We start from the raw sequence: 26,115 nt of genomic DNA on the forward strand, positions 1-26,115 counted from the left end.
AAGCAATGAGTGTCATCGACAAACGTGAACGCGACCGCACCGCGGCGTTCGCCGCGCTGCTCGGGCAGTTTCCCGAACAGCGCTGCGCGGCCGGCGCGGCGGGCACGATCGGTTATCGCGAGGCCGGCGCGCAGCATGCGGGCCACGCGCTGCCCGTCGTGCTGCTGCACGGGATCGGCTCGGGCGCTGCATCGTGGGTGCGCCAGCTCGACACGCTTGGCGCGTCGCGACGCGTACTGGCGTGGGATGCGCCAGGCTATGGCGTGTCGACCCCCGTGCACGGCGCGTCGCCGGCGGCCGCCGATTACGCGGCGTCGCTGAACGCGTGGCTCGAGGCACTCGGCATCGAACGCTGCGTGCTGGTCGGGCATTCGCTCGGCGCGATCATCGCAGGCGGGTTGGCCCGTGTGATGCCTGCGCGGATCGCCGGCCTGCTGCTGATCTCGCCCGCGGGCGGTTACGGCAGCGCGCCCGCGGAAACGCGCGACACGCGCCGCGATGCACGCCTTGCCATGCTCGAGGAACTCGGCCCGGCCGGACTCGCCGAGCAGCGCAGCGGCAACATGCTGTCGGGCTTCGCGAGCGAGGATGCGCGTGCGTGGGTGCGCTGGAACATGGCGCGCATCGTGCCGGCCGGCTATGCGCAGGCCACGCATCTGCTCGCGAACGCCGATCTCGCGACAGATCTCGCCGGCTTTCGCGGTCGCACGGCGGTGGCGGTCGGCGCGAACGACGCGATCACGCCGCCTGCCGCGTGCGAGCGCATCGCCGCGGCAGCGCACGTCGGCTTGCAGGTGATTCCGCAGGCAGGTCATGCGGGTTACGTGGAAGCACCGGGGGTTTATTCGTCGCTGATCGACGCATTCTGCCGTCAATGCGATCGTCAACGGGGGCTGGAATGAGCGAACCGTTGCAGCAGCAGGATGCGGACTCCGCGAAGTCCGAGGCCAACTACGTGGTGCCGGGCCTCGAACGCGGTTTGCGAATCCTCGCCGAATTCTCGCCGCGCGAGCCGGTACTGGGCGCGCCGGAGTTGTCCAAGCGGCTCGGCATTCCGCGCACGACGGTGTTCCGTCTGCTGCAGACGCTCGAATCGCTCGGCTTCCTCGAGCGCGCGGACAAGGATCGAAACTACAAGCTCGGCATCGCCGTACTGCGGCTCGGCTTCGAATACCTGAGCTCGCTCGAGCTGACCGATCTCGGCCTGCCCGTGATCGAGAGCCTGCGCGACGCGACCGGTTTCACGACGCACATCGTGATCCGCGACGGCCGCGACGTGGTGTTCGTCGCGAAGGCGCAGAGCCAGTCGCCGGTGTTCAGCTCGATTCGCGTGAACGTCGGCACACGCTTGCCCGCGTATGCGACGACGCACGGCCACGTGCTGATGGGCGACCTGTCGCTGAATGAACTGCGCGCGCTGTATCCGGAAGGCGCACTGAACCGGATGACGAGCGCGACGCCGGAGACGGTCGACGCGCTGTACCAAGTGATCCGCGAGGATGCGCTGCGCGGCTACGGCGTCAGCAATTCGTCGTTCGAACGCGGCATTTCGGTGGTCACGGCGCCGGTGCGCAACGACACGCAGAAGATCGTCGCGTGCATCACCGTGACGGTGCCTCGGCCGGAGATCGACGCGGCGCTGATCGCCGACGGCCTGATCGACAAGGTGCAGCGCGCGGCGGCGGAACTGTCGCGGCGGCTCAATTACCGCTCGGATGACGAGCACACGTTTATGAAGGCTTTAGGACTCCGATGATTGAGATCGATCTGACGGGGCAGGTGGCGGTGGTGACGGGCGGTTCGTCCGGCATCGGCCTCGCGACTGCCGAACGGTTCCTGCAGGCCGGCGCGTCGGTCGCGATTTGCGGCCGCGACGGCGAACGCCTCGCGCGCGCGCAAGCGCTGCTCGGCGAGAAATACCCGGATGCGCAACTGCTCGCCGTGCGCTGCAACGTGCTCGACGAAGCCGATGTGGCCGCGTTCGCGCAGGCCGTGTCCGATCGCTTCGGCCGCGCCGACATGCTGGTCAACAACGCGGGCCAGGGCCGCGTGTCGACCTTCGCGGACACGACCGACGACGCATGGCGCGAAGAGCTCGATCTGAAGTATTTCAGCATCATCCGCCCGACGCGCGCCTTCCTGCCGCTGCTGCGCGACGCGCAGGCGCCGACGATCACCTGCGTGAACTCGCTGCTCGCGCTGCAGCCGGAGCCGCACATGGTCGCGACGTCGTCGGCGCGCGCCGGTGTGCTGAGCCTCGTGAAGTCGCTCGCGACCGAACTCGCGCCGCAGCGCATCCGCGTGAACTCGATCCTGATCGGCATCGTCGAGTCGGGTCAATGGCGCCGCCGCTACGAAGCGCAGGCGCAGGCCGGCGAAAGCTGGGAGGACTGGACGGGCGCGCTCGCCCGCAAGAAGAACATCCCGCTGAACCGCTTCGGCAAGCCCGACGAGGCAGCCTGGGCACTTTTTTATCTCGCAACGCATCTGTCGTCCTACACGACGGGCAGCCATATCGACGTTTCTGGAGGCTTTGCACGCCATGTCTAAAAAAACCACGGTTGGCGAGCTGATTGCCGCCTTTCTCGAGCAGTGCGACGTCAAAACCGCATTCGGTGTCATCTCGATCCACAACATGCCGATCCTCGACGCGATCAACTCGCGCGGCAACATCCGGTATGTCGGCGCGCGCGGTGAAGCGGGCGCGGTGAACATGGCCGACGGCCTGGCCCGCGTGTCGGGCGGCCTCGGCGTCGCGTTCACGAGCACCGGCACGGCGGCGGGCAACGCAGCGGGTGCGATGGTCGAGGCGCTGACGGCCGGCACCGCGCTGCTGCACATCACCGGGCAGATCGAGACGCCGTACCTCGACCAGGATCTCGCCTACATCCACGAAGCGCCGGACCAGCTCACGATGCTCGACGCGATCTCGAAGGCCGCGTTCCGCGTGCGCACGGTCGAGACCGTGCTGCCGACGATCCGCGAAGCGGTGCGCATCGCGCAGACCGCGCCGACGGGGCCCGTGTCGGTCGAGATTCCGATCGACATCCAGGCCGCCGAAATCGAATGGCCGGAAGATCTCGCGCCGGCGCACGTCGCGGTGCGCGAGCACGACGACGCACGCGTCGCGAAGCTCGCCGATGCGCTGGCGGCCAAGCGCCGTCCGCTGTTGTGGATCGGCGGCGGTGCGCGCCACGCCCGTGCGGAAGTCGAACGCCTGGTGAAGCTCGGCTTCGGCGTCGTGACGAGCGTGCAGGGACGCGGCGTGCTGCCGGAAGATCACCCGGCGACGCTCGGCGCGTTCAACGTGCATGCGTCCGTCGAAGCGTTCTACAAGACCTGCGACGCGCTCGTCGTGGTCGGCTCGCGTCTGCGCGGCAACGAGACGCTGAAATACAAGCTCGCGCTGCCGCAGCCGCTGTTCCGCATCGACGCCGACGCGCTCGCCGACAACCGCGGCTATCGCAACGAGCTGTTCGTGCACGGCGATTCGAAGCGCGTGCTGGCCGAGCTGGCCGATCGCCTCGAAGGCCGCCTGTCCGTCGATCCGCAGTTCGCGGCCGATCTCGCGGCGGCGCGCGAGCAGGCCGTCGCCAGCGTGTCGGAAGGTCTCGGGCCGTACAAGAAGCTGGTCGATACGTTGCAGGGCGCGGTGGGCCGCGACTACAACTGGGTGCGCGACGTGACGATCTCGAACAGCACGTGGGGCAACCGCCTGTTGAAGATCTTCGAACCGCGCGCTGGCGTGCATGCGCTCGGCGGCGGCATCGGCCAGGGCATTCAGATGGGCATCGGCGCGGCACTGGCCGGCGCGGCGGCGAAGACGGTCTGCCTGGTCGGCGACGGCGGCCTGATGGTCAACGTCGGCGAGCTCGTGACGGCCGTGCAGGAAAACGCGAACGTGATGATCGTGCTGATGAACGACCAGTGCTACGGCGTGATCCGCAACATCCAGGACGCGCACTATGGCGGCCGCCGCTGCTTCGTGCAGCTGCACCAGCCGGATTTCGCGCAGTTCTGCGCAAGTTTTGGCCTCACGCACTACCGGATCTCGTCGCTCGACCAGGCCGAAGCGATCGTGCGCGAAGGGATGGCGAAGGAAGGGCCGGTGATGGTCGAGGTCGACATGCTGTCGGTCGGCTCGTTCGCATCGCAGTTCGCAGGCCCGCCGGTGAAGAAGGAAGAAACGCCGTCGGAGCGGCAGTATGCGTAACGCCCACGCCCACGCCCACGGGCATGCGCCCGTCGACATCGCGATGATCGGCTTCGGCGCGATCGGTGCGGCCGTGTATCACGCGGTCGAGCACGATGCTTCGTTGCGCGTCGCGCACGTGATCGTGCCCGAGCACCAGCGCGACGCGGTGCAGCGTGAGCTCGGAAGCGCGGTGGAGGTGGTGTCGTCGGTCGACGCACTGGCCCGCCGGCCCGAGTTCGCGCTCGAATGCGCGGGTCACAGCGCGCTCGTCGATCACGTCGTGCCGCTGCTGAAGGCCGGCACCGATTGCGCGGTCGCATCGATCGGCGCGCTGTCCGACCTTGCGCTGCTCGACGTGCTGTCGCAGGCCGCCGACGAAGGCGACGCGACGCTGACGCTGCTGTCCGGCGCGATCGGCGGAATCGACGCGTTGGCGTCGGCGAAGCAGGGCGGCCTCGACGAGGTGCTGTACGTCGGCCGCAAGCCGCCGCTCGGCTGGCTCGGCACACCTGCCGAGGCGTTGTGCGACTTGCGTGCGATGACAGAAGAGAAGGTGATCTTCGAGGGCACCGCGCGCGACGCCGCGCGGCTGTATCCGAAGAACGCGAACGTCGCGGCGACGGTCGCGCTCGCGGGCCTCGGCCTCGACGCGACGCGCGTGCGCCTGATCGCCGATCCGGCCGTCGCGCGTAACGTGCACCGCATCACCGCACGCGGCGCGTTCGGCGAAATGTCGCTCGAAATGAGCGGCAAGCCGTTGCCCGACAACCCGAAGACGTCCGCGTTGACCGCGTACAGCGCGATCCGCGCGCTGCGCAACCGCGCGGCCCGCTGCGTGATCTGAGCGGGCGACGCAGCCATTCGGGCCATTGAACGGCCGCCGGCGCCATGGCGCGGGCGGCCGCGCAGAGACAGATTAGTGGGACTTGTGACATGACTCCATTCGATACGAGCCTCGTACCCAACGGCGACATCCTGATCGGCGGCGAGTGGCGGCGCGGTCGCGGCGCGCCTTACGCGAGCATCTATCCGGCCGACCAGTCGCTGAACATGGAAGTATCGACGGCGAACGCGGAAGACGCGGCCGAAGCCGTCGTGGCCGCCGACGCCGCGTGGCGCCGCGCCGACTGGGCCGGCCTCAAGCCGCACCAGCGCGCGCTGGTGCTGTACCGGATCGCCGACCTGATCATGCAGCGTCACGAGGCGCTCGCGAACCTGCAGCGCCGCGACAACGGCAAGCCGATCGGCGAGACGCGCGTGCTGGTGGCGAGCGCCGCCAACACGTTCCGCTATTTCGCGGCGTGCCTGGAAACGCTCGACGAAGAACTGACGCCGTCGCGCGGCGACTACCTGACGATGAGCGTGCACGAGCCGATCGGCGTGATCGCGGCGATCACGCCGTGGAATTCGCCGATCGCATCCGACGCGCAGAAGCTCGCGCCGGCGCTCGCCGGCGGCAACGCGGTGGTGCTCAAGCCGGCCGAAGTCACGCCGCTCGTGTCGCTCGCGCTGGCCCGCATCTGCGAGGAGGCCGGCGTGCCGAAGGGCGTGCTGAGCGTGCTGCCGGGCAAGGGCTCGGTGATCGGCGACGTGCTCGTGCGCCATCCGCTCGTGAAGAAGGTGTCGTTTACCGGCGGCACCGAAGTGGGCCGCGGCATCGCGCGCATCGCGGCGGAAAAGCTGATGCCCGTGTCGCTCGAACTCGGCGGCAAGTCGCCGACGATCGTGTGCGACGACGCCGATCTGGATCACGCGGTCAACGGCGTGCTGTACGGCATTTTCAGCTCGTCGGGCGAAGCGTGCATCGCGGGTTCGCGTCTGTTCGTGCAGCGCGCGATCTACGACACGTTCATGCAACGCCTCGTCGAAGGCGCGCGCAAGCTGCGCGTGGGCGACCCGACGCGGCCCGACACGCAGATGGGCCCGCTGATCACCGCGAAGCATCGTGAATCGGTGGAGCGCTACGTCGCGCTCGGGCTGGAGGAAGGCGGCCGCCTGCTGTGCGGCGGCGAGCGGCCGTCGGGCGACGGGCGCGAGGACGGCTTCTTCTACCAGCCGACGATTCTCGAAGGTTTGCCGAACAGCGCACGCATCTGCCAGGAAGAAATCTTCGGACCGGTGCTGGTCGCGATGCCGTTCGACGACGAAGCGTCGCTGATCGCGCAGGCGAACGACAGCGTGTTCGGCCTTGCCGCCGGCATCTGGACGCGCGACTACAAGCGCGCATGGCGCATTGCGCGCGCGCTCGAGACGGGCACCGTCTGGATCAACACATACAAGCTGTTTTCGATCTCCACGCCGTTCTCGGGCTGGAAGGAGAGCGGGATGGGCCGCGAGAAGGGCCGTCTCGGCATCCGCGAGTACATGCAGCAGAAGAGCCTCTACTGGGGCTTGAACGACGCGCCGCTGCCGTGGGCGAACTGAGCGAAGGGGAATGACGCAATGAGCATCTTGGGTATCGAGCAGATCACGTACGGTGTCGACGACCTCGCGACGTGCCGGCGCTTTTTCGCCGACTGGGGGCTGAAGGAAGTCGCGCATGACGACACGCGCGCACGTTTCGAAACGCTGAACGGCTGCACCGTGCTGGTCGTCAAGGCCGACGATCCGTCGCTGCCGCCGGCGTTCGAGGCGGGTCCGACGCTGCGCGAAGTCACGTGGGGCGTCGCGACGCAGCAGGAACTCGACGCGCTGCGCACGAAACTGGCCGGCCAGCCCGGCTATTACGCGCACGACGATGCGGTGGGTTGCATCGATCCGAACGGCATGGCGATTCGCGTCGAAGTCACGCGCAAGCGCGAACTCGGCATCACCGGCTCGCCGTCGAACGTGTGGGGCCAGACGCTGCGCGTCGACCAGCCGAGCCCGATCTATCCGCGCGCGGAACCGGTCGAGGTCGGCCACGTGGTGTTCTTCACGAACTGCCTCGACGCGCAGGAAACGTTCTATCACGAGCTGCTCGGCTTCGAGACGTCGGATCGCTATCCGGGCCGCGGCGCGTTCATGCGTTGCGCGCCGCATGGCGGCCACCACGACCTGTTCCTGCTCGCGTTGCCGAATGGCAAGCGCGGCCTGAATCACGTCGCGTTCACGGTGCGCGACATCCACGAAGTGTTCGGCGGCGGCATGCACATCGATCGCTGCGGCTGGGAAACGCAACTCGGCCCGGGGCGTCACCCGGTGTCGTCCGCGTATTTCTGGTACTTCCAGAACCCGGCCGGCGCATTGATCGAGTATTACGCGGACGAAGACGTGCTGACGCCCGAATGGCAGCCGCGCGAATTCGAACCTGGCCCGACCGTGTTCGCCGAATGGGCGGTCGACGGCGGCCTGGACGGCAACACGCGCCGGCAGAAGAACGCGAAGGCGCCGGAAGGCAAGTTCATGACGGAGCGCAAATCATGACCGAAGCGAACACGCAGGCGCCGGCCGTGCCGGGCACGGTCGTCGTGGTCGGCGGCGGCCAGGCCGCCGGCTGGGTGCTGAAGACGCTGCGCTCGGAAGGGTTCGCGGGCCGCCTCGTGATGATTGCCGACGAGCCGCACCTACCGTACGAACGCCCGCCGCTGTCGAAAGCCGTGCTGGCCGGCGATGCCGACATCGAAACGGTGCGCGTCGTGCGTCCCGACGAATTCGACGCGCTGAACGTCGAGGCGTGGCAGCCGGAACGCGCGGCGTCGATCGACCGTGCGCGCCGCGTGGTGAAGACCGAAAGCGGGCTCGAGATCGAATACGACCGTCTCGTGATCGCGACTGGCGGCACGTCGCGTCGCTTGCCTGATGCAATCGTCAGGACGCCGAACCTGCATTACCTGCGCACGCTCGACGAAGCGGCTGCGCTCGGCGAGAAGCTGCGTGCGAGCCGGCGCGTGCTCGTGATCGGCGGCGGCTGGATCGGCCTCGAAGTCGCTGCGACCGCACGCAAGCTCGGCGTCGAAGCGGTCGTCGTCGAAGGCGCTGCGCGTCTGTGCGGACGCTCGGTGCCGCAGATCGTGTCGGACTTCCTGCTCGACCTGCATCGCGCGAACGGTGTCGACGTGCGTCTCGGCGCGGCGCTCGCATCGCTCGATGCGCAACCGGACGACGCGTCGAAGGTGCGCGCGACGCTCGCCGACGGCACGACGATCGACGCCGATTTCGCCGTGGCCGGCATCGGCCTCGCGCTGAACGCGTCGCTCGCGAGCGACGCGGGCCTGGCGATCGACGACGGCATCGTGGTCGACGAATTCGGTGCGACCAGCGACCCGGCGATCTTCGCGTGCGGCGACGTCGCGAACCATCACAACGGCTGGCTGAAGCGGCGCGTGCGGCTCGAATCGTGGGCGAACGCGCAGAACCAGGCGATCGCGGCAGCGAAGGCCGTGCTCGGCGTGCGTGCGCCGTACGCGGAGATTCCGTGGTTCTGGTCCGATCAGTACGACGTGAACCTGCAGATCCTCGGCGATCTGCCGGCCGATGCGCAGCTCGTCGTGCGCGGCGATCTCGCCGCGCGCCGCGCGACGCTGTTTTTCGTAGGCGATGGGCATGTGAGAGGTGTCATCGCCGTCAACAACGCACGCGAGCTCAAGCTCGCACGCAAGTGGATGAACCAGGGCCGGGCAGTGGATACGGAAGCCCTGGCGGACACGACCAAAGCGCTTGCCTGACCGGCGAACGATCCAGGAGACACTCCGCATGAGCACTTTCGACAACGTCGTGGCCGGCAGTGCCACGATGGAAGCTGCCGCCTCCACGCCCGGCGCGATCATCGCGCGGCTCGAGCGGCTTCCGGCCAACGCGATGCAGATCCGTGCGCGTGTGCTGATCGGCACCGCCACGTTCTTCGACGGCTTCGACGTGATCACGATCGCGGCGACGCTGCCGCTGCTGATTCACAAGTGGGGGCTGTCGCCGACGCAGATCGGCATGCTGATCGCGTCCGGCGCGATCGGCCAGCTGATCGGTGCGTTCCTGTTTCCCGCGCTCGCCGAGAAGCATGGCCGTGTGAAGGCGATCGCGTGGAGTTCCGCCGTGATCGGCATCACGAGCATCGCGTGCGGCTTCGCGCCGACGTTCGAGGTGTTCGTGCTGCTGCGGATCTTGCAGGGGCTCGGTCTCGGCGGCGAACTGCCGGTCGCGGCCACGTACATCAACGAAATCACGCGTGCGCACGGTCGCGGCCGCTTCGTGCTGTTGTATGAAATCGTGTTTCCGGTCGGGTTGCTGGTGTCGATGGCGCTGGGCGCATGGCTCGTGCCGCGGTTCGGCTGGGAGATCATGTACTTCGTCGGCGGGCTGCCGTTGATCCTCGCGCTGGTGCTCACGCATCTCGTGCCGGAATCGCCGCGCTGGCTCGCATCGCGCGGGCGCCTCCCCGAAGCCGGGCGCGCGGTCGGTGTGTTCGAATCGTCGGTGCGCGGCGAACTGCCGCCGGTCACGCAGGTGGCCGCGTACGACGAGATGGTCCGCCAGCACCCGAAGCGCCGGATGAGCGACCTGTTCCGCGCCGCGTATCGCAAGCGCACGCTTGCGGTGGCGACGCTCTGGGCGACCTGCGGGTTCATCCAGTACGGGCTGTCCACGTGGCTGCCGACGATCTACAAGAACTTCTATCACGCGCCGTTGCAACTCGCGCTGAATCTCGCGGTGATCGGCTCGGTGATGGGCGTGCTCGGGTCGCTTGCGTCGGCGCTGCTCGTCGACAAGCTCGGCCGCAAGCCGGTGATCGTGTGGTCGTTCGTGCTGTGCGCGCTGTCGTTGGCGTTCGCGGGCATCTATCACGCATCGTCGGTGTATGTCGTCGCGGTGTTCTGCTCGTTGTCGCTGGGGCTGATGGCATCGGGCTTCATCACCGCGTACGTCTATACGCCGGAGCAGTATCCGACGAGCATCCGTGCGTCGGGCTGCGGGCTCGGCAGCGCGTGGCTGAAGATCGCGTCGTTCGCGGCGCCGATGATCGTGCCGCACGCGATCATCGGCGGCAGCCTCGCGCCGGCGTTCTACCTGATCGGCGTCGTGCCGCTGATCGCGGCGGTGACCGTGCACTTCGTCGGGATCGAGACGAAGGGGAAGGTGCTGGAGGCGCTCGAAGCGTAAGTGCATGTCGCCGCGGTGGATGGCGTGAAGGGAAAGGCCCGGGCGATACCGTCCGGGCCTTTGTGCTTTTGTCTGCGGGCATGGGCTGATCCGGCATCTCTTTTCACTTTCTCGACTTGTGCGTATGGCCCGGTCGAACGTACTCTTTGTCGACAACCCCGGCCCACCAGCAGGTTATCGACCATGCAAGCCCATCCTTTGCGTCTTTCCCCCGGCGACGATCTGCGCGCATCGATCGAACAGGCATTGTGTCGGCTCGACGCACACGCGGCATTCGTGATCCAGGGGATCGGCAGCCTGACCGTCGCGCAGTTGCGCTTTGCCGGTGTCGACGCGCCGACCGAACTGCGCGGCGATCTCGAGATCCTGACGCTGGCCGGCTCGGTCTCGCCGGACGGCGCGCACCTTCACATGTCGGTGTCCGACGCGAACGGCCGCGTGTCGGGCGGACACGTCGCGAGCGGTTGCGTGGTGCGGACGACCGCCGAGATCCTGCTCGTGCTGTTGCCCGCACATCGTTTCTCCCGTGAACCCGATGCAGGGACCGGGTTCAACGAGCTGGTGATTCGTCCGGAGTCAGGCTGATCGCGCGCACGGTCTGGCGCAGGTGACCGATGCGGCCTACCCCGGCACGAACACCCCCATCGCCGCGATCGCCATCGCGAGCGTCGCGGCCCAGCCGCCCCACGCCAGCCCGCCGGTCACGGCGAACTCGCCCATGGTGCGTCGGCTGCCGGCCATCAGCATCATTACGACCATGATCGGAACCGCGGTCACGCCGTTGATGACCGCACTCCAGTAGAGCGCGCGGATCGGGTCGAAATGCATGAACGTGATCGCGACGCCGCCCACGATCGCCAACGCGATCACCGCATAGAATTCGGGCGCGACGCCGAGCCTAAGCGCGAGGCTGTTGCGCCAGCGGAAGCTGCCCGCGGCCGCATAGGCGGCCGATCCGGCGAGCACCGGCAACGCCAGCAGGCCGGTACCGACGATCCCGAGCGCAAACAGCATGTACGCGAAGTGCCCGGCAATGGGCTCGAGCGCGCGCGCGGCATCGGCGGACGTCTTCACTTCGATGTGGTGCATGTTGAGCGTGGCCGCTGCGGTCAGCGTGATGAAGAACGCAATGACGTTCGATACGCCCATGCCGACCCACGTATCGAAGTTGATTCGTCGCAACTGCGCGGGTGCCTGATGCGGTGCGTGCCGCAACGCGTGCTGGTTCGGCTCCGCATGCAGTTCCTCGACTTCCTGCGACGCCTGCCAGAAAAACAGATAAGGGCTGATCGTGGTGCCGAGCACGGCGATGACCGTGGTCAGATAGGCGGCGGTCAGCTGGATATGCGGCCGCACGATCGCGCGGCCGACCTCGCCCCAATGGACGGGCACGATGAGCGCCACCGCGACATACGCGAGCAGGACCAGCGCGATCCATTTGAGCAGGCGCGCATAGCGGTCGTACGGCACGAAAATCTGCAGCACGGCCGACACGCCGCCCAGACAGACGACATAGAGTTCCTGAGGGCCGTGCAGCAGGAGATTGACCGCCGCGCCCATCGCCGACAGGTCGGCCGCGATGTTGATCACGTTCGCGATCAACAGCAATGCCACTGCGCTGTAGAGCAGCCATGGCGGGTAGTGCGCGCGCATGTTCGACGCGAGGCCCTTGCCGGTCACGCGGCCGATGCGCGCGCTGACCAGCTGGATCGCCGTCATCAGCGGATAGGTCAGCAGCAGCGACCAGAGCAGTTCGAATCCGAACTGCGCGCCCGCCTGCGAATAGGTTCCGATGCCTGACGGATCGTCGTCGGCGGCACCGGTGACGAGGCCCGGCCCGAGGCGCCGGAGCCACGTTGCCGCGCGCGGACGAGGCTGCGCGGTATCGAGGGATTCGTTGTGGTTCATGTCGGCCGCCCGTGGAAAGGGGGCAACCAAGTCGCAATCGGCGTGCCCGGGCCGTGGGACGGGCGGCGCCGGCGGGTCGATGCGTTTCGAACGCCGAGTGCGGCGCAGAAGAAAACCGGCGTGGCCGAGGCGTGGGAAGCGGGGCTGCGGGAGAAAATGGACCGGGCGCTCGCGAACGCGTGCGGCCGGACGGCGGCGCGAAGGGCGCAACAGCGGGGCGCTACGCGTCGGCACGGGCGACTGGGCGTGCCCGACGTGCCGCGTCGTCCGCTCGACGGTTGCATCGCGCGCCGGATTGACGGCGTATCGCCGGCTATCGGCGGCAGGTCAGTGCCGGCGGTGCGGAATCCAAAAGACGGCAAGCCCCGGGTGTGACCGTCTCTGGGTCAGGGGCGCGACATGAGCGCAACCGGTCCGGCGGCGCCCGTTCGGCGTCAACGGCCAGCCATCGCAACGTCCCGATTGCCGCGCCCGGTCACCAGGCAGCCGGACATGAACGCCTCGCTCTGGCTACTGGCGGCCGCGTTGCCGAAGCCGCGGCTGAGCGCGTCGTATTTCACCTGCTCGGCACCCTGCGAACACGCCATCGGGCTGGCGTCGCGGCCCTGCGCGTGCAGCAGTGCCCGATCGCCGATCAGGTAGGCCAGCAGCGCGAAAAACGCGATGTGTACCACTCGTCTCATGATTCGTCTCCTCGTTGCCGAAGCGTAACGCGGACACGTTTCGTGAAGCACTTGGGGCTTCCCCCGGTAAACGTCTGCTGAAACGGCGGCATGCCGTTGTAATTGCGTCCCGTTCTGGTGTCGCTGGTGCCGCGCGAACGCGTAAGGGGGCGGTGGCCGGCCGCATCGGCGCGCGATTGACGCGAGTTTGACGAATGTCAGGGTGCGGGCAGGGCGAGACGGTCGCGCCGGCACGCGAAGCGATAGCATCAATGCATGTTTCAACGGAACGCGATGCGTGCAAGCGATGGGCGCAGCGGATCCGAACGCAGCAGGCACGTGCCGAACATCGCTATCGAAATAGTGAGGAATCCAAATGCTTAACGTCTCTTCCGTGCTGATCAGTCTCGCGCCGTTGTGGGCCATTCTGCTGATTGCGTCTTCCGCCGCGACCTATCTCGTGTTCTGGCGCAAGGTCATCAAGTAAGCGCCGCACCGTTTATCGCACTGCCGTCACCGGCACATTCGAGATCCGCACGAGCCGATCCATCACGCTGCGACGGAACATCGACAGCATCGCGTGAAACGGATCCTGCCGCGGCGCGACGACGACGATTTCGTCGCAGCCGGTCTCGGCCGCGACGGCCGCGATAGTGTCGGCCACCGGCCCGACCTTCTTCACGATGCTGTACCGGACACCGGCGTCCCGCAACACCCGCTCCGCCATCGCCAGATCGTCGCACGCGAACTTGTCCTCGATCGACTGAAGCCGCGACAGCGGGTGAAACGCCTCGAGCCGCGTCGCCTCGAGCGGCGCCTGCACGTTGATCAGCACGATCTCGGATGCGCAGCGTTCGCGATACAGGAAGGTCGCGTGGCGAACCGCCTGCAGCGAGCGAGGCGAATGTCCGACCGGAACCAGCAGTTTGAGCATGGAAAATGCTCCGTAGTCGAGATGTTCCCAGCGTAGTGCGCCGGCGGATAGCGCGACCTAAATAGATCGGGCGGCCGCGTAAAAATGTCGTCAACGTCCGTCGCCTCGTGTTGCGCCTATTAGAAATATAAGAAATTTTAGTTTATGCGCATAAACGTTTACACCAATCGACCGGGCGGCAGCCCGACGCAGTCCGTCGAGTGGCGCACCAGGCCGATTTAGTCGAATCCTCAATGAATCGCGGCGGAAAATATCGGAGGTTGGCCATCCGGCGTCGCGTAGAGTAGAGCATCGACCGCGGCGCGGCCTGTTTCCAGCGCCTTCCCGGCGCCTTCCCGGCCGTTCGGGACGGACCGCCGCCACCACGCGGCCCGCCATTCCATTCCGATTCCAGGAGACCTCGCATGCCGCACGGCGCCCCGCAGCTTCTCGCTCCCGCTTCCATCACCGTCGACCCGATCGTGCGCCTGTCGGCCGGCGAACTCGCGTCGGCGATCCGCGGGAAGGCGGTGTCGTGCGTCGAGACGATGCGTGCGTATCTCGATCACATCGAGCGCGTGAACGGCGCGGTGAACGCGCTGATCTCGCTGCGCGATCGCGCCGTGCTGCTCGCCGAAGCCGCGGAAAAGGACGCCGCGCTGGCCCGCGGCGAGTATCACGGCTGGCTGCACGGGATGCCGCAGGCGCCGAAGGATCTCGCGATGACCAAAGGGCTACGGACGACCTACGGCTCGCCGATTTTCCGCGAAAACGTGCCGCAGGGCGATTCGGTCGGCGTCGGTCGAATGCGTGCGGCGGGCGCGATCTTCATCGGCAAGACCAACACGCCGGAGTTCGGCCTCGGCTCGCATACGTTCAACGAAATCCACGGCGCGACACGCAATCCGTACGACCTGACGAAGAGTGCCGGCGGCAGCAGCGGCGGCACGGCGGCGGCGCTCGCCGCGCGCATGCTGCCGGTCGCGGATGGCAGCGACTTCGGCGGCTCGCTGCGCAATCCGGCCGCGTTCTGCAACATCTACGGGTTCCGTCCGTCGCAGGGCCGCGTGCCGCGCTGGCCGGGCGTCGACGTGTTTATGCAGCAGCTCGGCATCGAAGGGCCGATGGGCCGCACGGTCGGCGACGTCGCGCAGCTGCTCGCGATCCAGGCCGGCTACGACCCGAACGATCCGCTGTCGCTTGCGGAGGATCCGGCCGTGTTCGCGAAGCCGCTCGACAAGGACCTGCGCGGCGAGCGCATCGCGTGGGTCGGCGACTGGAACGGTTATCTCGCGACCGAGCCGGGCGTGCTCGCGCAGTGCGAAACGGGCCTCGCGACGCTGCGCGAGATCGGCTGCGACGTCGATGCGGCGCTGCCGGCGTTCGCACCCGAGCGCATCTGGCGCCTGTGGCTCGCGCATCGACATCTGTTGTCCGGTGGCGGGCTGCTCGCGCACTATCGCGATCCGGCACGGCGCGCGCTGCTCAAGCCCGAGGCGATCTACGAGGTCGAAGGGCTGCTCGCGATGCAGGCTGCCGAGGTGTTCGACGCGAGCGTCGAGCGCACCGCGTGGCACCAGGCGGTGCTGAGCTTCTTCGATCGCTACGACTTCATCGCGGCACCGACCGCGCAGGTGTTTCCGTTCGACGTCGAGCAGCGCTGGCCGAAGGAAATCGCGGGCCGCGCGATGGACACCTACCACCGCTGGATGGAAACGGTCGTGCCGTGGACGCTGGCCGGCTGCCCGGTGATCAGCGTGCCGGTCGGCTTCAACGACGCGGGGCTGCCGATGGGGATGCAGCTGATCGGCCGGCCGCGCGCGGACCTCGCGGTCTTGCAGCTCGCGCGTGGCTACGAGCAGGCGGCCGACTGGGTCGGCCAGCGTCTGCCGGCGTGGATGGCCGCGTGATGCGTGCCGTGGCGTCGATCGCGGATGCCCGAAACACGCGCCATTGATGCGGAAAAGGAACGAATCCGGGCGCGTGCCCGACATCGCGCGGCAATCGCGGACGAATGCGCGCGGCGAGTCGGGACGGCCGCGCAATTGCAAGCGGCTGCGGCGCGCGATTTCGTTTCGATGTGTTTCAGTCGTTGCGGCGGCGCGCGACGCGCTTCGACAATATTGGCCTCAATCATTCGGGTACGAGGCAAACAGATGAAGCATATTCGCGCGACGGGCAAGCACCTGGCATCGGCGGGCATCGCATTCGGCATCCTGCTGGGCGCCAACGGCGCCGCGCATGCGCAGCTCGACCTGCAGTCGATCGGCTCGGCGCTGCTCGGCGGCGGGCAGCAACAGGCCGCACCCGCGCAGGGCGGCGTCATGCAGCTGATGCAGGCGTACGTCGGCGCGAACCAGCAGGTGCTGGCTGGGCAGTCGTCGCTCGCGTCGGCGATGGGGCTCACCGGCGCGGCCGGGCAGGCGCAGCAGGCCGCCAGCCTGCTCGGTGGCGGCAACGCGTTGACGCCGGCCGTGCTGTCGCAGATGGGCGGCGCGCAGCAGTCGGTGTCGCAGGCGCTCGGCCAGGCGTTCGCGAGCGGCGGCCCGACCCACGGCCCGATCGACAAGCAGGCGTTCAGCAACGGCCTCGCATCGCTCGGCCAGGGCCTCACGCAGTATTCGCAGCTGCAGTCGGGGCTGGGCAACCTCGGTTCGACCAGCGCCGCTTCGCTGCTGCAGTCGGGCCTGAATCCGCAGAACATGCAGGCCGCGTCGTATATCGCGCAGAGCGCGCCGGGCCAGTTGCAGTCGCTCGCGTCGACGCTCAGCCAGGCCGTGCAGTTCGCGACGAGCCAGGGCATTTCGGTGCCGGCGGTCGCGTCGTCCGCGCTGAAGCTGCTGCCGTAACGCTGCCGCACCCCGCGCGCCGTGGTGCCGGCGGCGCGCGGCGAGCCGGGATGGCCCCGCGCAACATGGGGATATCGCGCGATGCTATCGTTGTGCGTTTCCCGTTCCCGGTGCCGGTTCATGACTGACTCGTTCGACCTCCCGCGCTACTTCGCCCGCATCGGCTACGACGGCCCGGCCGAGCCGACGCTCGACGTGCTGCGCCGGCTGCATCTGCTGCACCCGCAGGCGATCCCGTTCGAAAACCTCAATCCGCTGACCGGCGCGCGCGTCGCGCTCGACCTGCCCGCGATCGTCGACAAGGTGATCGGGCGCCGCCGCGGCGGCTACTGCTTCGAACTCAACAAGCTCTTCCACACTGCGCTTACGACCATCGGTTTTCGCGTGACGCCGCTGATCGCGCGCGTGCGCTGGATGCGGCCGCCCGACGTCGTCACCGCGCAGACGCACATGCTGCTGCGCATCGATCTCGATGGCACGACGTGGCTCGCGGACATCGGCTTCGGCAGCGCGACGCTGACCGCGCCGCTGCGCTTCGTGCCGGGCGAGCGGCAGCTGACGCCGCACGGCGCGTTTCGCATCGTCGGCGCGCCGGTCGACGGCGAGTTCGACATGCAGTTCGAGATCCCCGACGGCTGGCAGACGACTTACCGCTTCTCGCTGAAACCGGCCGAGTGGATCGATTACGACGCCGCGAACTGGTTCACGTCGACCTATCCCGAATCGATCTTCGTGAACGATCTGATTGCGTGCCGCGTGCTGCCGGACGGCCGCGCGGCGCTGTTCAACACCGTGTTGACGTTGCGCGACGCGGCGGGCGCGGGGCGCACCGTCACCTTCGACGATGCGGCCGCGTGGGGCGCGTGCCTGCGCGACACGATCGGCATCGATACGAGCGGCTTCGATCTCGACGCGCTGTTCACCCGGATGGCAGCGCGGGTGAACCCGATGTAAGAGCGTGGCGAGCGGCGGGGCGTCGACGTCCGCCGCGCCGCCGGTTCCGGTGGCCCGATTGATATTCGCTAGATTGCTAGCATGCTAGCCGGCATGACCGACGAAGAAGTGAAGCAATTCAACGTGCACCTGCCGCTGAGCCTGATCCGGCAGGTCAAGCATCGTGCCATCGAAACGGAGCAGTCGCTGTCCGCGCTGGTGGCCGACGCATTGCGCGCGTATCTGGCCGCTCCGCAGCCGGGGGCCGGGCCGTCCACCACGGAGGAATGACATGTCATCCGAGCGAATCGAAGCCGTGTACCTGACGACGCACAACTGGGGCAAGTCCGCAAAGTTCTTCCAGGCGCTGGGCTTCACGCCCGGCGCGTGAGGCCGCGGCGATGACCGACCTCCATCGGGACGCCCCCGACAGCACCGCCGAACGCGTCGCGTTGTGGCGCGCGCTGCACGTCGAACTCGATGCGCCGCCGCACGTGCTCGCCGACGAAGTCGGCCTGCGCCTGCTCGCGCCGGCGCCCGGCTGGCATCAGCGCGGCGACATGGATCCGCGGTTCACGCAGCCGTTTCGCGCATCGATCGTCGCGCGGGCGCGCTTCATCGAGGATCTCGTGGTCGAGCAGGCCGCGCGGGGCGTAAGCCAGTACGTGATCCTCGGCGCGGGCCTCGACAGCTTCGTGCAGCGCCGGCCGGAGATGGCGTCGCGCCTGACCGTCTTCGAGGTCGATCCGCCCGGGCCGCAGGCGTGGAAGCGCCGCCGGCTGACCGAGCTCGGCTTCGGCGTGCCGGACTGGCTGCGGTTCGTGCCGGTCGATTTCGAAGCGCAGCAGTCGTGGCGCGACGCGCTCGTGCGCGCGGGCTTCGATCCGGGCAAGCCGGCGGTCGTCGTGTCCACCGGCGTCAGCATGTACCTGACGTGCGACGCGAACGCGGCGGCGCTGCGCGAAGTCGCGTCGCTCGCGCCCGGTTCGACGTTCGCGATGACGTTCCTGCTGCCGCTCGAGCTTGCAGATCCGGATGTGCGTCCGGGGCTCGAAATGGCCGCGAAAGGCGCGCGCGCGAGCGGCACGCCGTTCATCAGCTTCTTCATGCCGGAGGAGATCCGCGCGCTCGCGACGGCGGCCGGCTTCGCACGGGCCGAGCACGTGTCGGCCGCGGAGCTTGCACGTCGCTACTTCGCCGACCGCAGCGACGGTCTGCGTCCGCCGGACAACGCGGAAGAGCTGCTCGTCGCGACGGTGTGATCCCGGCGCGACCCGGGCTCACCCGTCACGCGCGTTCGAGCACGGCCATCTCGCGCACGACCACGAGCAGCACCGCGAGGCTCGCGCCGCCCGACGCGCGCAGGTCGGCGAGCAGGTGCTCGTAGCGCTGCAGCGCGGCTTCGCGGCGTTCGCGCCACGCATGGACGATCGTCTCGGGCGCCGTCGAGTCGGCGGATTCCGCGAGCGCGCTGGTGGCGAGCGTGCGCTTGAGCCGCGCGATTTCCGCGAGCGCGGCCGCGCGCGCCAGCATGTCCCAGTGCGTCGGGGTCGGCAGCGTGGCCGCGCGTTCGCCGATCCACCCGTAGTTCAGCAGCGTGCCGAGCGAGAAGTAGACGCCCGCGACCAGTTCGAGGCTGCGATCGCAGGTCGCGGCCACTTCGGCGATGTCGAGCAGCGCGGCGGAGATGTCGCCGCTCGCGACGCGCACCGCGAGCGCGCTGTCGACGCCGGCATCGACCAGCACGCGCTGCCGCTCGGACAGCGCTTCCAGATCGTCGGCCGGCAGCAGCGACGGCAATTGCGGCGCGATGCGCTGCACCGCGTCGCGGCAGCGCGCGATCAGTCCGGCGACGCCGCCGTTGGCCACCGCGCCCGACTGCAGCTGCCGCAGGAACCACAACGCCGCGCGTTCCAGCAGCCGCGCGACGTCGACGAACATGCGCGCCTGCACATCGTCGGCGACGCGGTTGTCGAGTGCGTCGATGTCGCGCCATACCGCATCGAGATCGAACACGTCGCGCGCCATGATGCAGGCGCGCACGATGTCGCCGGGCTTCGCGTCGGTTTCCTCCATCAGCCGGTGCACGAACGCGCAGCCGACCCGGTTGACGAGCGCGTTGGTCAGGTGCGTCGCGAGGATCTCGCGGCGCAGCGGGTGGCGATGCATCGGTTCGCTGAAGCGCTGTTGCAGCGGCTTCGGGAAATAGTCGACGAGCATCGCGGCGACGAGCGGATCCTCGGGCACGTCGGATTCGAGCAGCGCGTCGTACAGCCACATCTTGCTGTAGGCGAGGAGCACCGCGCGCTCCGGCGACGTGAGCCCCTGTTTTGCGGCCTGCCGTTCGGCGATCTCGTCGTCGGTCGGCAGGAACTCGATCACGCGGTTCAGGCGGCCCGCGCGTTCGAGCCAGCGCATCAGGCGCGCCTCGGCGTCGAGCAGATCGATGCTGTAGCGGCCCGCGATCGACAGCGCCTGCGTCTGGTAGTAGTTGTCGCGCAGCACGAGCAGCCCGACTTCGTCGGTCATTTCCGCGAGCAGGGCGTTGCGTTGCTTCTCGGTCATCTCGCCGTCGGAGACGACGAGCCCGAGCAGGATCTTGATGTTGACTTCGTGATCCGAACAATCGACGCCGGCCGAGTTGTCGATCGCGTCGGTGTTGATGCGGCCGCCGCGCTGCGCGAACTCGATGCGGCCGAACTGCGTGCAGCCGAGGTTGCCGCCTTCGCCGACGACCTTGCAGCGCAAGTCCGCGCCGTTTACGCGCACCGCGTCGTTCGCGCGATCGCCGACCTGCTGGTGGGTTTCGCGCGCGGCCTTCACGTAGGTGCCGATGCCGCCGTTGTAAAGCAGGTCGACAGGCGCTTGCAGGATCGCGCGGATCAGCTCGGTCGGCGGCAGCGCGTGTGCGTCGATGCCGAGCGCGGCCTGCACGGCCGGCGACAGCGGGATCGTCTTCGCGGTGCGCGGGTAGACGCCGCCGCCCGCCGAGATGACGGATGTGTCGTAGTCGGCCCAGCTCGAGCGTTCGAGCGCGAACATCCGCTGGCGCTCCGCGAAGCTCGTCGCCGGATCGGGGTTCGGGTCGAGGAACACGTGCCGGTGATCGAACGCCGCGACGAGCCGGATATGCGGCGACAGCAGCATCCCGTTGCCGAACACGTCGCCCGACATGTCGCCGACGCCGACCACGGTAAAGTCGGTCGTCTGCGTGTCGATGCCCATCTCGCGGAAGTGCCGCTTGACCGATTCCCATGCGCCGCGCGCGGTGATCGCCATCTTCTTGTGGTCGTAGCCGACCGAGCCGCCGGACGCGAATGCATCGTCGAGCCAGAAGCCGTATTCGTGGGAGATCGCGTTCGCGTAGTCGGAGAACGTGGCCGTGCCCTTGTCGGCCGCGACGACGAGATACGGATCGTCGGGGTCGTGCCGCACCACGTCGGGCGGTGGCACGATTGCGGTGCCGGCGAGATTGTCAGTCAGGTCGAGCAGGCCGCGCAGGAACGTCTGGTAGCACGCGACGCCCTCGCGCATCCACGCTTCGCGATCGCTCGGCGGCGGCGGGTTCTTCACGACGAAGCCGCCTTTCGAGCCGACCGGCACGATCACGACGTTCTTCACCATCTGCGCCTTCATCAGCCCGAGCACCTCGGTGCGGAAGTCCTCGCGACGGTCGGACCAGCGCAGCCCGCCGCGCGCGACGCGCCCGCCGCGCAGGTGCACGCCCTCGACGCGCGGCGAGTACACCCAGATCTCGAACATCGGCTTCGGCTCGGGCAGGCCGGGCACCTTCGCCGGATTGAACTTGAACGACAGGTACGGCTTCGGTTCGCCGTTCGCGTCGTGCAGGAAATAGTTGGTGCGCACGGTCGCATTGATCACGCCGAGGAACTGGCGCAGGATCCGGTCCTCGTCGAGGTTCGGCACCTGGTCGAGCGCCGTCTCGATCGCCTTCAGCAGGTGTTCGACCTGCACGTCGCGCGTGGCGCCGGTGGCCGGGTCGAAGCGCAGCAGGAACAGCTCGACGAGTTGCCGTGCGATCGCCGGGTTGCCGGTCAGCGCGCGCTCGATATAGGCATCGCTGAACGTCGAGCCGACCTGCCGCAGGTATTTCGCATACGCGCGCAGGATCGTGACCTCGCGTGCGCTCAGGTGCGCGCGCAACACGAGACGGTTGAAGTCGTCGTTCTCGATCCGGCCGGTCCAGATCCGGTCGAACGCGTCCTCGAACAGGCCCTTCACGCGCTCGATGTCGAATTCGGTATCGTCCGCGAGTTCGAGGCCGAAGTCATGCACCCACGCGGGCGCGGCATCCTGCGTCTGGATCCGGTACGGCCGCTCCTCGTCGACGCGCACGCCGAGATGCTCGAGCATCGGCAGGCTGCGCGACAGCGCGATCGGGTCGCCCGCGCGATATACCTTGAAGCGGAATGCGCGCGCCTCGGCCTCGATCGGGCGGTACAGGTTCATCGCGAGCTGGCCCGACTCCTTCACGCGCTCGATCAACTCGATGTCGCGCACGGCCGTGCGCGCCGGGTAGTCGTCGCGATAGCCGGCCGGGAACGAGTCCGCATAGCGTTGCAACAGGCGGTTGCCTTGTTCTTCTCCGAAGGCGTCGAGCAGCGCGTCCGCGAGATCGTCCTGCCAGCGGCGCGTGACCTGCACGAGCCGCGTTTCGAGCTCGCGCGTGTCGACGTCGGGCATCGTGCCCGGTTCCGCATGGACGACGAAATGAATGCGCGCGATCGCCGATTCCGACAGCAGCGGCGTGAACTCGACGGTAACGCCGTTGTACGCGTCGACGAGCAGCTTCGCGATGCGGCGGCGCAGGTCGGTGTTGTACTTGTCGCGCGGCACGAAAGCGAGGCACGACACGAAGCGGTCGAAGCGGTCGCGCCGCACGAACAGGCGCGTGCGCTGGTGTTCCTGCAGGCGCAGGATGCCGAGCGCGATGTCGTAGAGCTGGTCCTCGTCGGCCTGGAACAGTTCGTCGCGCGGATAGGTTTCGAGCACCGTCACCAGCGACTTGCCGAGATGTCCCTTCGGCAGGAAGCCCGCACGCTTCACGATGTTCGCGCATTTGCGGCGCACGATCGGAATCTCGGTGTACGAACCAAAATACGACGTCGACGTGTACAGCCCGATGAAGCGGCGTTCGCCGGTCACCTTGCCGTCGGCGCCGACCAGTTTGACGCCGACGTAGTCGAGATAGCCGGGCCGGTGCACGGTCGCGCGCGAGTTCGCCTTGGTCAGGAAGATGGGCCAGGGGCCGGTGATGATCTCGGCGGCGGCCGGCGGCAGCGGCGTCACGTCGGGCGCGCCGGGCGTGCGCAGTGATTCGCGCAGCAGGCCGAAGCCGGAGCCTTCCACGCCGCGCAGGCCGAAGCCCGTACTGTCGGACACGAGCGCGTAGTCGCGCTGGCCCAGGAACGTGAAGTGATCGGCGACCATCCACTCGAGGAACGCGCGCGCCTCGATGTCTTCCGCGGTGGATTCGCGGGCCTTCATGTCCTTGATCGTCGCGCGCGCGATGTCGACGATCTTCGGCCAGTCCTCGACCGACGCGCGCACATCGCCGAGCACGCGCGCGATGTCGTCGCGCAGCGTGTGGAGCAGCGCGGCGTCGCCGCAGCGGTCGACTTCGAAGTGAATGAACGACGCGAGTTGCGACTGGCCGTCGCCGGGCGTCGCGCCACCGGCGTCGACACGCTCGATCCCGCCGTCGCTGCCGCGCCAGATGCGGAACACCGGGTGCAGCGCGGAGTGCAGCGCGAGCCCGAGGCGATTGACGGCCATCGTCACCGAATCGACCAAGAACGGCATGTCGTCGTTGACGATCTCGATCACCGTGTGGTCCGAGTGCCAGCCGTGCTGTTCGAGGATCGGGTTGTAGACGCGCAGCCGCTCGCTGCCGGGCACGAATTTCTGGGCGGTTTGCCAGTGCGCCATTGCGGCGCCGTAGAGGTCGGCGATGCCGCGATTCTGCAGATCATCGGCGTCGACGAAATCGTAGTAATGACGCAGGAACGGTTCGACGATCCGGAACGTGGCTTCGGGCAGCCGCCCGCGCGCGAATTCGACGACATCGGAGAGCAGGTGTGCGACGACTTCCTCGTTCTTCGCTTCCATGGCGGTCTCCCGGGTGGCGACTGGCTGCTGCGTGTGTTCGGCATTATGCGCCGATTGATGTGCCGGTTGCGTGACGGAGCGATGTGCGGGCGCACAACGTGGAGCAGGGAAGGGAGGCCGCACGCAACGCCGGTCGCCGGCGTCGCATGGGCGGTCAGGCCAGGTGCGGCGGCGATACGCCTGTCGTCGATCATGCGGCCTCCCTGACGCACCGCATCGTGCTGCGCGTGCGTCCGGAGGTCCCCGCAATGTCACCACGATTCGAACGCACGTCGCCAGGCAGGTTGCACCGGCGCCGAACTTGCGGGAATCAGCGCTCGTCGCTCCACAGCTTGCCGGCCGTCGCCCAGTTTTCCTTCTTCACGTCGGCGAGGATGATGTCGACCGAGCCCGGGTCGCAACCGAGCGTCTCGCACGTGACGCGCGTGATCGCTTCGACGAACGCGCGCTTCTGCTCGACCGTGCGGCCTTCGAACAACTGGATATTGAAAGTCGGCATGACTGAATGCTCCGATGGTTGGGGTGAACGATTCGTATAGAGAGAGGCGATGGCGTCGGTTCAGTCGCGATACGACGGATCGATCCGGTCGAGGCGGCGCAGCAGCGCCGGCCATTCCAGTTCACCCTCGATCGCGCCGCCGTCGCGCAACTGCTCGGCCGTGCGGTTCGCGACGGCCGGCTCGGGCAGCACGAGCGGCCCGCCGCCGGCCTGCGCGCGTATCTGGATGTCGCAGGCCTTGATCAGCGTATCCATCAATACATATGCCTCGGCAACGGTCCGGCCGACCGTCAGCGTGCCGTGGTTGCGCAGCAGCATCGCGGATTTCGCGCCGAGGCTGGCGGTGAGCCGCGCACCTTCGGCCGGCGAGAACGCGAGCGCCTCGTAGTCGTGATACGCGAGATCGCCGTGAAACCGCAGCGCGTGCTGCGACGCGGGCAGCAGCCCGTCGCGCTGGATCGACACGGCGATGCCCGCCGTATTGTGCAGATGCATCACGCAGACGGCGTCCGGTCGCGCGGCATGCACGGCCGCGTGGAGCGCGAAGCCGGTCACGTTGACCGCGTGTTCTCCGTCGCCGATCCGGTTGCCGGCCAGGTCGATCTTCACGAGGTTCGATGCGCGGACCTCGTCGAACGTGAGGCCGAACGGGTTGATCAGGAAATGCCCGGGTTCGCCCGGCACCGTCGCGGACAGATGCGTGTAGATCAGGTCGTCCCAGCCGTTCAGCGCGACGAGGCGGTAGGCGGCGGCGAGATCGACGCGCAACCGGCGCTCGGCGTCCGAGATCGGGCCGCCGGGCTTCACGGTGTCAGGACGGTGTGCGAATGACGACATCGGGTTCTCCGAAGGTGAAGCGGCGCGCGACGATCACCGTGACCCACGACGCGAGTGCGAACGGGGCCGTGAACGCGGGGAGGCCCGCGCGCGTCGCGAGCCACTGGATCAGCGCGGCGAGTGCGGCGGCCGCGAACGCCGCGCGCGGGCCGCGCGACATCAGCGCGAGCGCGGCGAGCGCGCCGTTGAAGCCGAGCAGGCCATCCGCGAACGACGCACCATTCGCGCCGGACGCGACCAGCAGCACGGTCGACACGATCGCGCCGCCGAGCGCGAATGCGGCCGCGCGGCGCGACGCGACGGCGAGGGCGGCGACGATCAGCATGCCTGCCCATGGGCCTTGCGCGAAGGTGGTCTGTGCAATGCCCGAAAGCAGCGCGTCGGCGATGGAGGGCAACGTAAGCGGGGCACCTGCCGTCGCGTTGCTTGCATGCTGCGGTGCGACAAACGGCAGCCACAGTGCGGTGATGACGAGGCACGGGCTCGAATACGGGCACTGGCGCCAGCGGGCGAGCGGCACGCGCATCGCGCGCTGCACGAGCGCCGCGCCGATCGAGACCACCGGCACCAGCGCGATGGCGGCGAGCGAAGAAGGTGCGAACAGTACGGCGATCAGCGCGGCGAGCGCGCCGTTGAAGCCGTGCAGGCCTTGTTCGACGTCGCGGCGCTCGGCGCCCGTGAGCACGGCGGTCATGCTGGCGGCGGCCGAGCCGACCAGTGCGGCGGACGCAAGCCGCAAGTCGGTCAGTGCCAGCGCGGCGAGCAGCAGCGCGCCGCTGACGGCATTCGCCTGCAGGACGATCTGCCCGATGCCGCGCAACAGGGTATGCAGGTCGATCGTCGGCGAGGCAGGGTGGGCGGTGGGCATGGCGGCGGTGAAGCAGGAAGAGCCGCGAGCATAGGACACAATCCCGTGCACCGGAATAGGGAATTCTGGATAGTCAGGATTTGTGGCGGATGCCCCGAATTGGGGAACGCCCGGGGGCTGCGCACTGGCGTTTTCGGGCGAATTGCTGGCTTCGGTAGCGAATTCCGGCAATGGCCGGTTCTTTTGGCCCAGGTACGCGTCGTGGGTCACGCCTTCGAGCGGGGATTCGTGCGACGATGCCCGGCAT

22 protein-coding genes and 1 pseudogene are annotated in these 26,115 nt (G+C 68.1%); 16 read left to right on the plus strand and 7 right to left on the minus strand.

The genetic code is table 11. The features are described 5' to 3' along the window. Positions 1-5 precede the first annotated feature (5 nt). From WS75_RS30405 to WS75_RS30450, 10 genes are all read left to right on the plus strand, one after another. Positions 6-902, plus strand: coding sequence for an alpha/beta fold hydrolase (locus tag WS75_RS30405; protein ID WP_059686262.1), 897 nt, complete (start codon positions 6-8; stop codon positions 900-902). Then, positions 899-1,756 (plus strand): IclR family transcriptional regulator, encoded by an 858-nt coding sequence (locus tag WS75_RS30410; protein WP_059686265.1) that lies wholly within the window; start codon positions 899-901, stop codon positions 1,754-1,756. Before WS75_RS30405 ends, WS75_RS30410 begins: the two co-directional genes overlap by 4 nt. Further along, entirely contained in the window at positions 1,753-2,550 is a 798-nt protein-coding gene (locus WS75_RS30415; protein ID WP_059686267.1) for an SDR family oxidoreductase, read from the plus strand. The genes WS75_RS30410 and WS75_RS30415 overlap by 4 nt, the downstream gene beginning before the upstream one ends. Further along, the gene (locus tag WS75_RS30420) at positions 2,543-4,213 is read left to right on the plus strand and encodes a thiamine pyrophosphate-binding protein (RefSeq protein WP_059686269.1); all 1,671 of its coding nucleotides are present in this window, start codon (positions 2,543-2,545) and stop codon (positions 4,211-4,213) included. The genes WS75_RS30415 and WS75_RS30420 overlap by 8 nt, the downstream gene beginning before the upstream one ends. After that, positions 4,206-5,039 (plus strand): aspartate dehydrogenase, encoded by an 834-nt coding sequence (locus WS75_RS30425; protein WP_059686271.1) that lies wholly within the window; start codon positions 4,206-4,208, stop codon positions 5,037-5,039. The genes WS75_RS30420 and WS75_RS30425 overlap by 8 nt, the downstream gene beginning before the upstream one ends. 89 nt (positions 5,040-5,128) lie before the next feature. Beyond that, complete coding sequence (locus tag WS75_RS30430) at positions 5,129-6,619, plus strand: aldehyde dehydrogenase (RefSeq protein WP_059686273.1); 1,491 nt, start codon at positions 5,129-5,131, stop codon at positions 6,617-6,619. A gap of 18 nt (positions 6,620-6,637) precedes the next feature. Continuing rightward, the gene (locus WS75_RS30435; RefSeq protein WP_059686275.1) at positions 6,638-7,600 is read left to right on the plus strand and encodes a VOC family protein; all 963 of its coding nucleotides are present in this window, start codon (positions 6,638-6,640) and stop codon (positions 7,598-7,600) included. Beyond that, positions 7,597-8,841: an NAD(P)/FAD-dependent oxidoreductase gene (locus WS75_RS30440; protein WP_059686277.1), complete on the plus strand. Its 1,245-nt coding sequence runs from the start codon at positions 7,597-7,599 to the stop codon at positions 8,839-8,841. Before WS75_RS30435 ends, WS75_RS30440 begins: the two co-directional genes overlap by 4 nt. Before the next feature lie 28 nt (positions 8,842-8,869). Then, the gene (locus tag WS75_RS30445) at positions 8,870-10,270 is read left to right on the plus strand and encodes an MFS transporter (protein ID WP_059686278.1); all 1,401 of its coding nucleotides are present in this window, start codon (positions 8,870-8,872) and stop codon (positions 10,268-10,270) included. Positions 10,271-10,453: 183 nt separating this feature from the next. After that, positions 10,454-10,855 carry a PPC domain-containing DNA-binding protein gene (locus WS75_RS30450; RefSeq protein ID WP_059686280.1) on the plus strand — a complete coding sequence of 134 codons (402 nt, stop codon included), beginning with the start codon at positions 10,454-10,456 and terminating at the stop codon, positions 10,853-10,855. Positions 10,856-10,891: 36 nt separating this feature from the next. Here the strand turns inward: WS75_RS30450 and WS75_RS30455 are convergent, their stop codons facing one another. From WS75_RS30455 to WS75_RS30465, 3 genes are all read right to left on the minus strand, one after another. After that, entirely contained in the window at positions 10,892-12,178 is a 1,287-nt protein-coding gene (locus tag WS75_RS30455) for an Nramp family divalent metal transporter (protein WP_059686282.1), read from the minus strand. A 434-nt stretch (positions 12,179-12,612) separates the two neighbouring features. Then, positions 12,613-12,861 carry a hypothetical protein gene (locus WS75_RS30460; protein WP_059686285.1) on the minus strand — a complete coding sequence of 83 codons (249 nt, stop codon included), beginning with the start codon at positions 12,859-12,861 and terminating at the stop codon, positions 12,613-12,615. Between the two features lie 478 nt (positions 12,862-13,339). Further along, the gene (locus WS75_RS30465) at positions 13,340-13,774 is read right to left on the minus strand and encodes a universal stress protein (RefSeq protein WP_059686288.1); all 435 of its coding nucleotides are present in this window, start codon (positions 13,772-13,774) and stop codon (positions 13,340-13,342) included. Between the two features lie 404 nt (positions 13,775-14,178). Between WS75_RS30465 and WS75_RS30470 the strand changes: the two genes are divergently transcribed. The 6 genes and pseudogenes from WS75_RS30470 to WS75_RS30495 all read left to right on the plus strand — a co-directional run bounded on the left by WS75_RS30470 (position 14,179) and on the right by WS75_RS30495 (position 18,797). After that, positions 14,179-15,663: an amidase gene (locus WS75_RS30470; RefSeq protein ID WP_059686290.1), complete on the plus strand. Its 1,485-nt coding sequence runs from the start codon at positions 14,179-14,181 to the stop codon at positions 15,661-15,663. A gap of 246 nt (positions 15,664-15,909) precedes the next feature. Next, positions 15,910-16,602, plus strand: coding sequence for a hypothetical protein (locus WS75_RS30475; protein WP_059686292.1), 693 nt, complete (start codon positions 15,910-15,912; stop codon positions 16,600-16,602). A 120-nt stretch (positions 16,603-16,722) separates the two neighbouring features. Further along, positions 16,723-17,556 carry an arylamine N-acetyltransferase family protein gene (locus WS75_RS30480; RefSeq protein WP_059686294.1) on the plus strand — a complete coding sequence of 278 codons (834 nt, stop codon included), beginning with the start codon at positions 16,723-16,725 and terminating at the stop codon, positions 17,554-17,556. A 93-nt stretch (positions 17,557-17,649) separates the two neighbouring features. Beyond that, positions 17,650-17,826, plus strand: coding sequence for a ribbon-helix-helix domain-containing protein (locus tag WS75_RS30485; RefSeq protein ID WP_059686296.1), 177 nt, complete (start codon positions 17,650-17,652; stop codon positions 17,824-17,826). A gap of 1 nt (position 17,827) precedes the next feature. After that, positions 17,828-17,911: pseudogene (locus WS75_RS30490) on the plus strand (VOC family protein); the annotation flags it as partial. 25 nt (positions 17,912-17,936) lie between these two features. Next, positions 17,937-18,797: a class I SAM-dependent methyltransferase gene (locus WS75_RS30495; protein ID WP_059686298.1), complete on the plus strand. Its 861-nt coding sequence runs from the start codon at positions 17,937-17,939 to the stop codon at positions 18,795-18,797. A gap of 25 nt (positions 18,798-18,822) precedes the next feature. Here WS75_RS30495 and WS75_RS30500 read toward each other — a convergent pair whose 3' ends face one another. The 4 genes from WS75_RS30500 to WS75_RS30515 form a co-directional block, all read right to left on the minus strand. Next, the gene (locus tag WS75_RS30500) at positions 18,823-23,664 is read right to left on the minus strand and encodes an NAD-glutamate dehydrogenase (RefSeq protein ID WP_059686300.1); all 4,842 of its coding nucleotides are present in this window, start codon (positions 23,662-23,664) and stop codon (positions 18,823-18,825) included. Positions 23,665-23,974: 310 nt separating this feature from the next. Then, complete coding sequence (locus WS75_RS30505) at positions 23,975-24,163, minus strand: 4-oxalocrotonate tautomerase (RefSeq protein ID WP_014898956.1); 189 nt, start codon at positions 24,161-24,163, stop codon at positions 23,975-23,977. A 60-nt stretch (positions 24,164-24,223) separates the two neighbouring features. Next, positions 24,224-25,000: a class II aldolase/adducin family protein gene (locus WS75_RS30510; protein ID WP_059686302.1), complete on the minus strand. Its 777-nt coding sequence runs from the start codon at positions 24,998-25,000 to the stop codon at positions 24,224-24,226. Beyond that, complete coding sequence (locus tag WS75_RS30515; protein WP_059686304.1) at positions 24,975-25,868, minus strand: urea transporter; 894 nt, start codon at positions 25,866-25,868, stop codon at positions 24,975-24,977. The genes WS75_RS30510 and WS75_RS30515 overlap by 26 nt, the downstream gene beginning before the upstream one ends. Positions 25,869-26,115 lie beyond the last annotated feature (247 nt).

This window comes from Burkholderia sp. FL-7-2-10-S1-D7 (assembly GCF_001524185.1).
Taxonomy (GTDB): domain Bacteria; phylum Pseudomonadota; class Gammaproteobacteria; order Burkholderiales; family Burkholderiaceae; genus Burkholderia; species Burkholderia diffusa.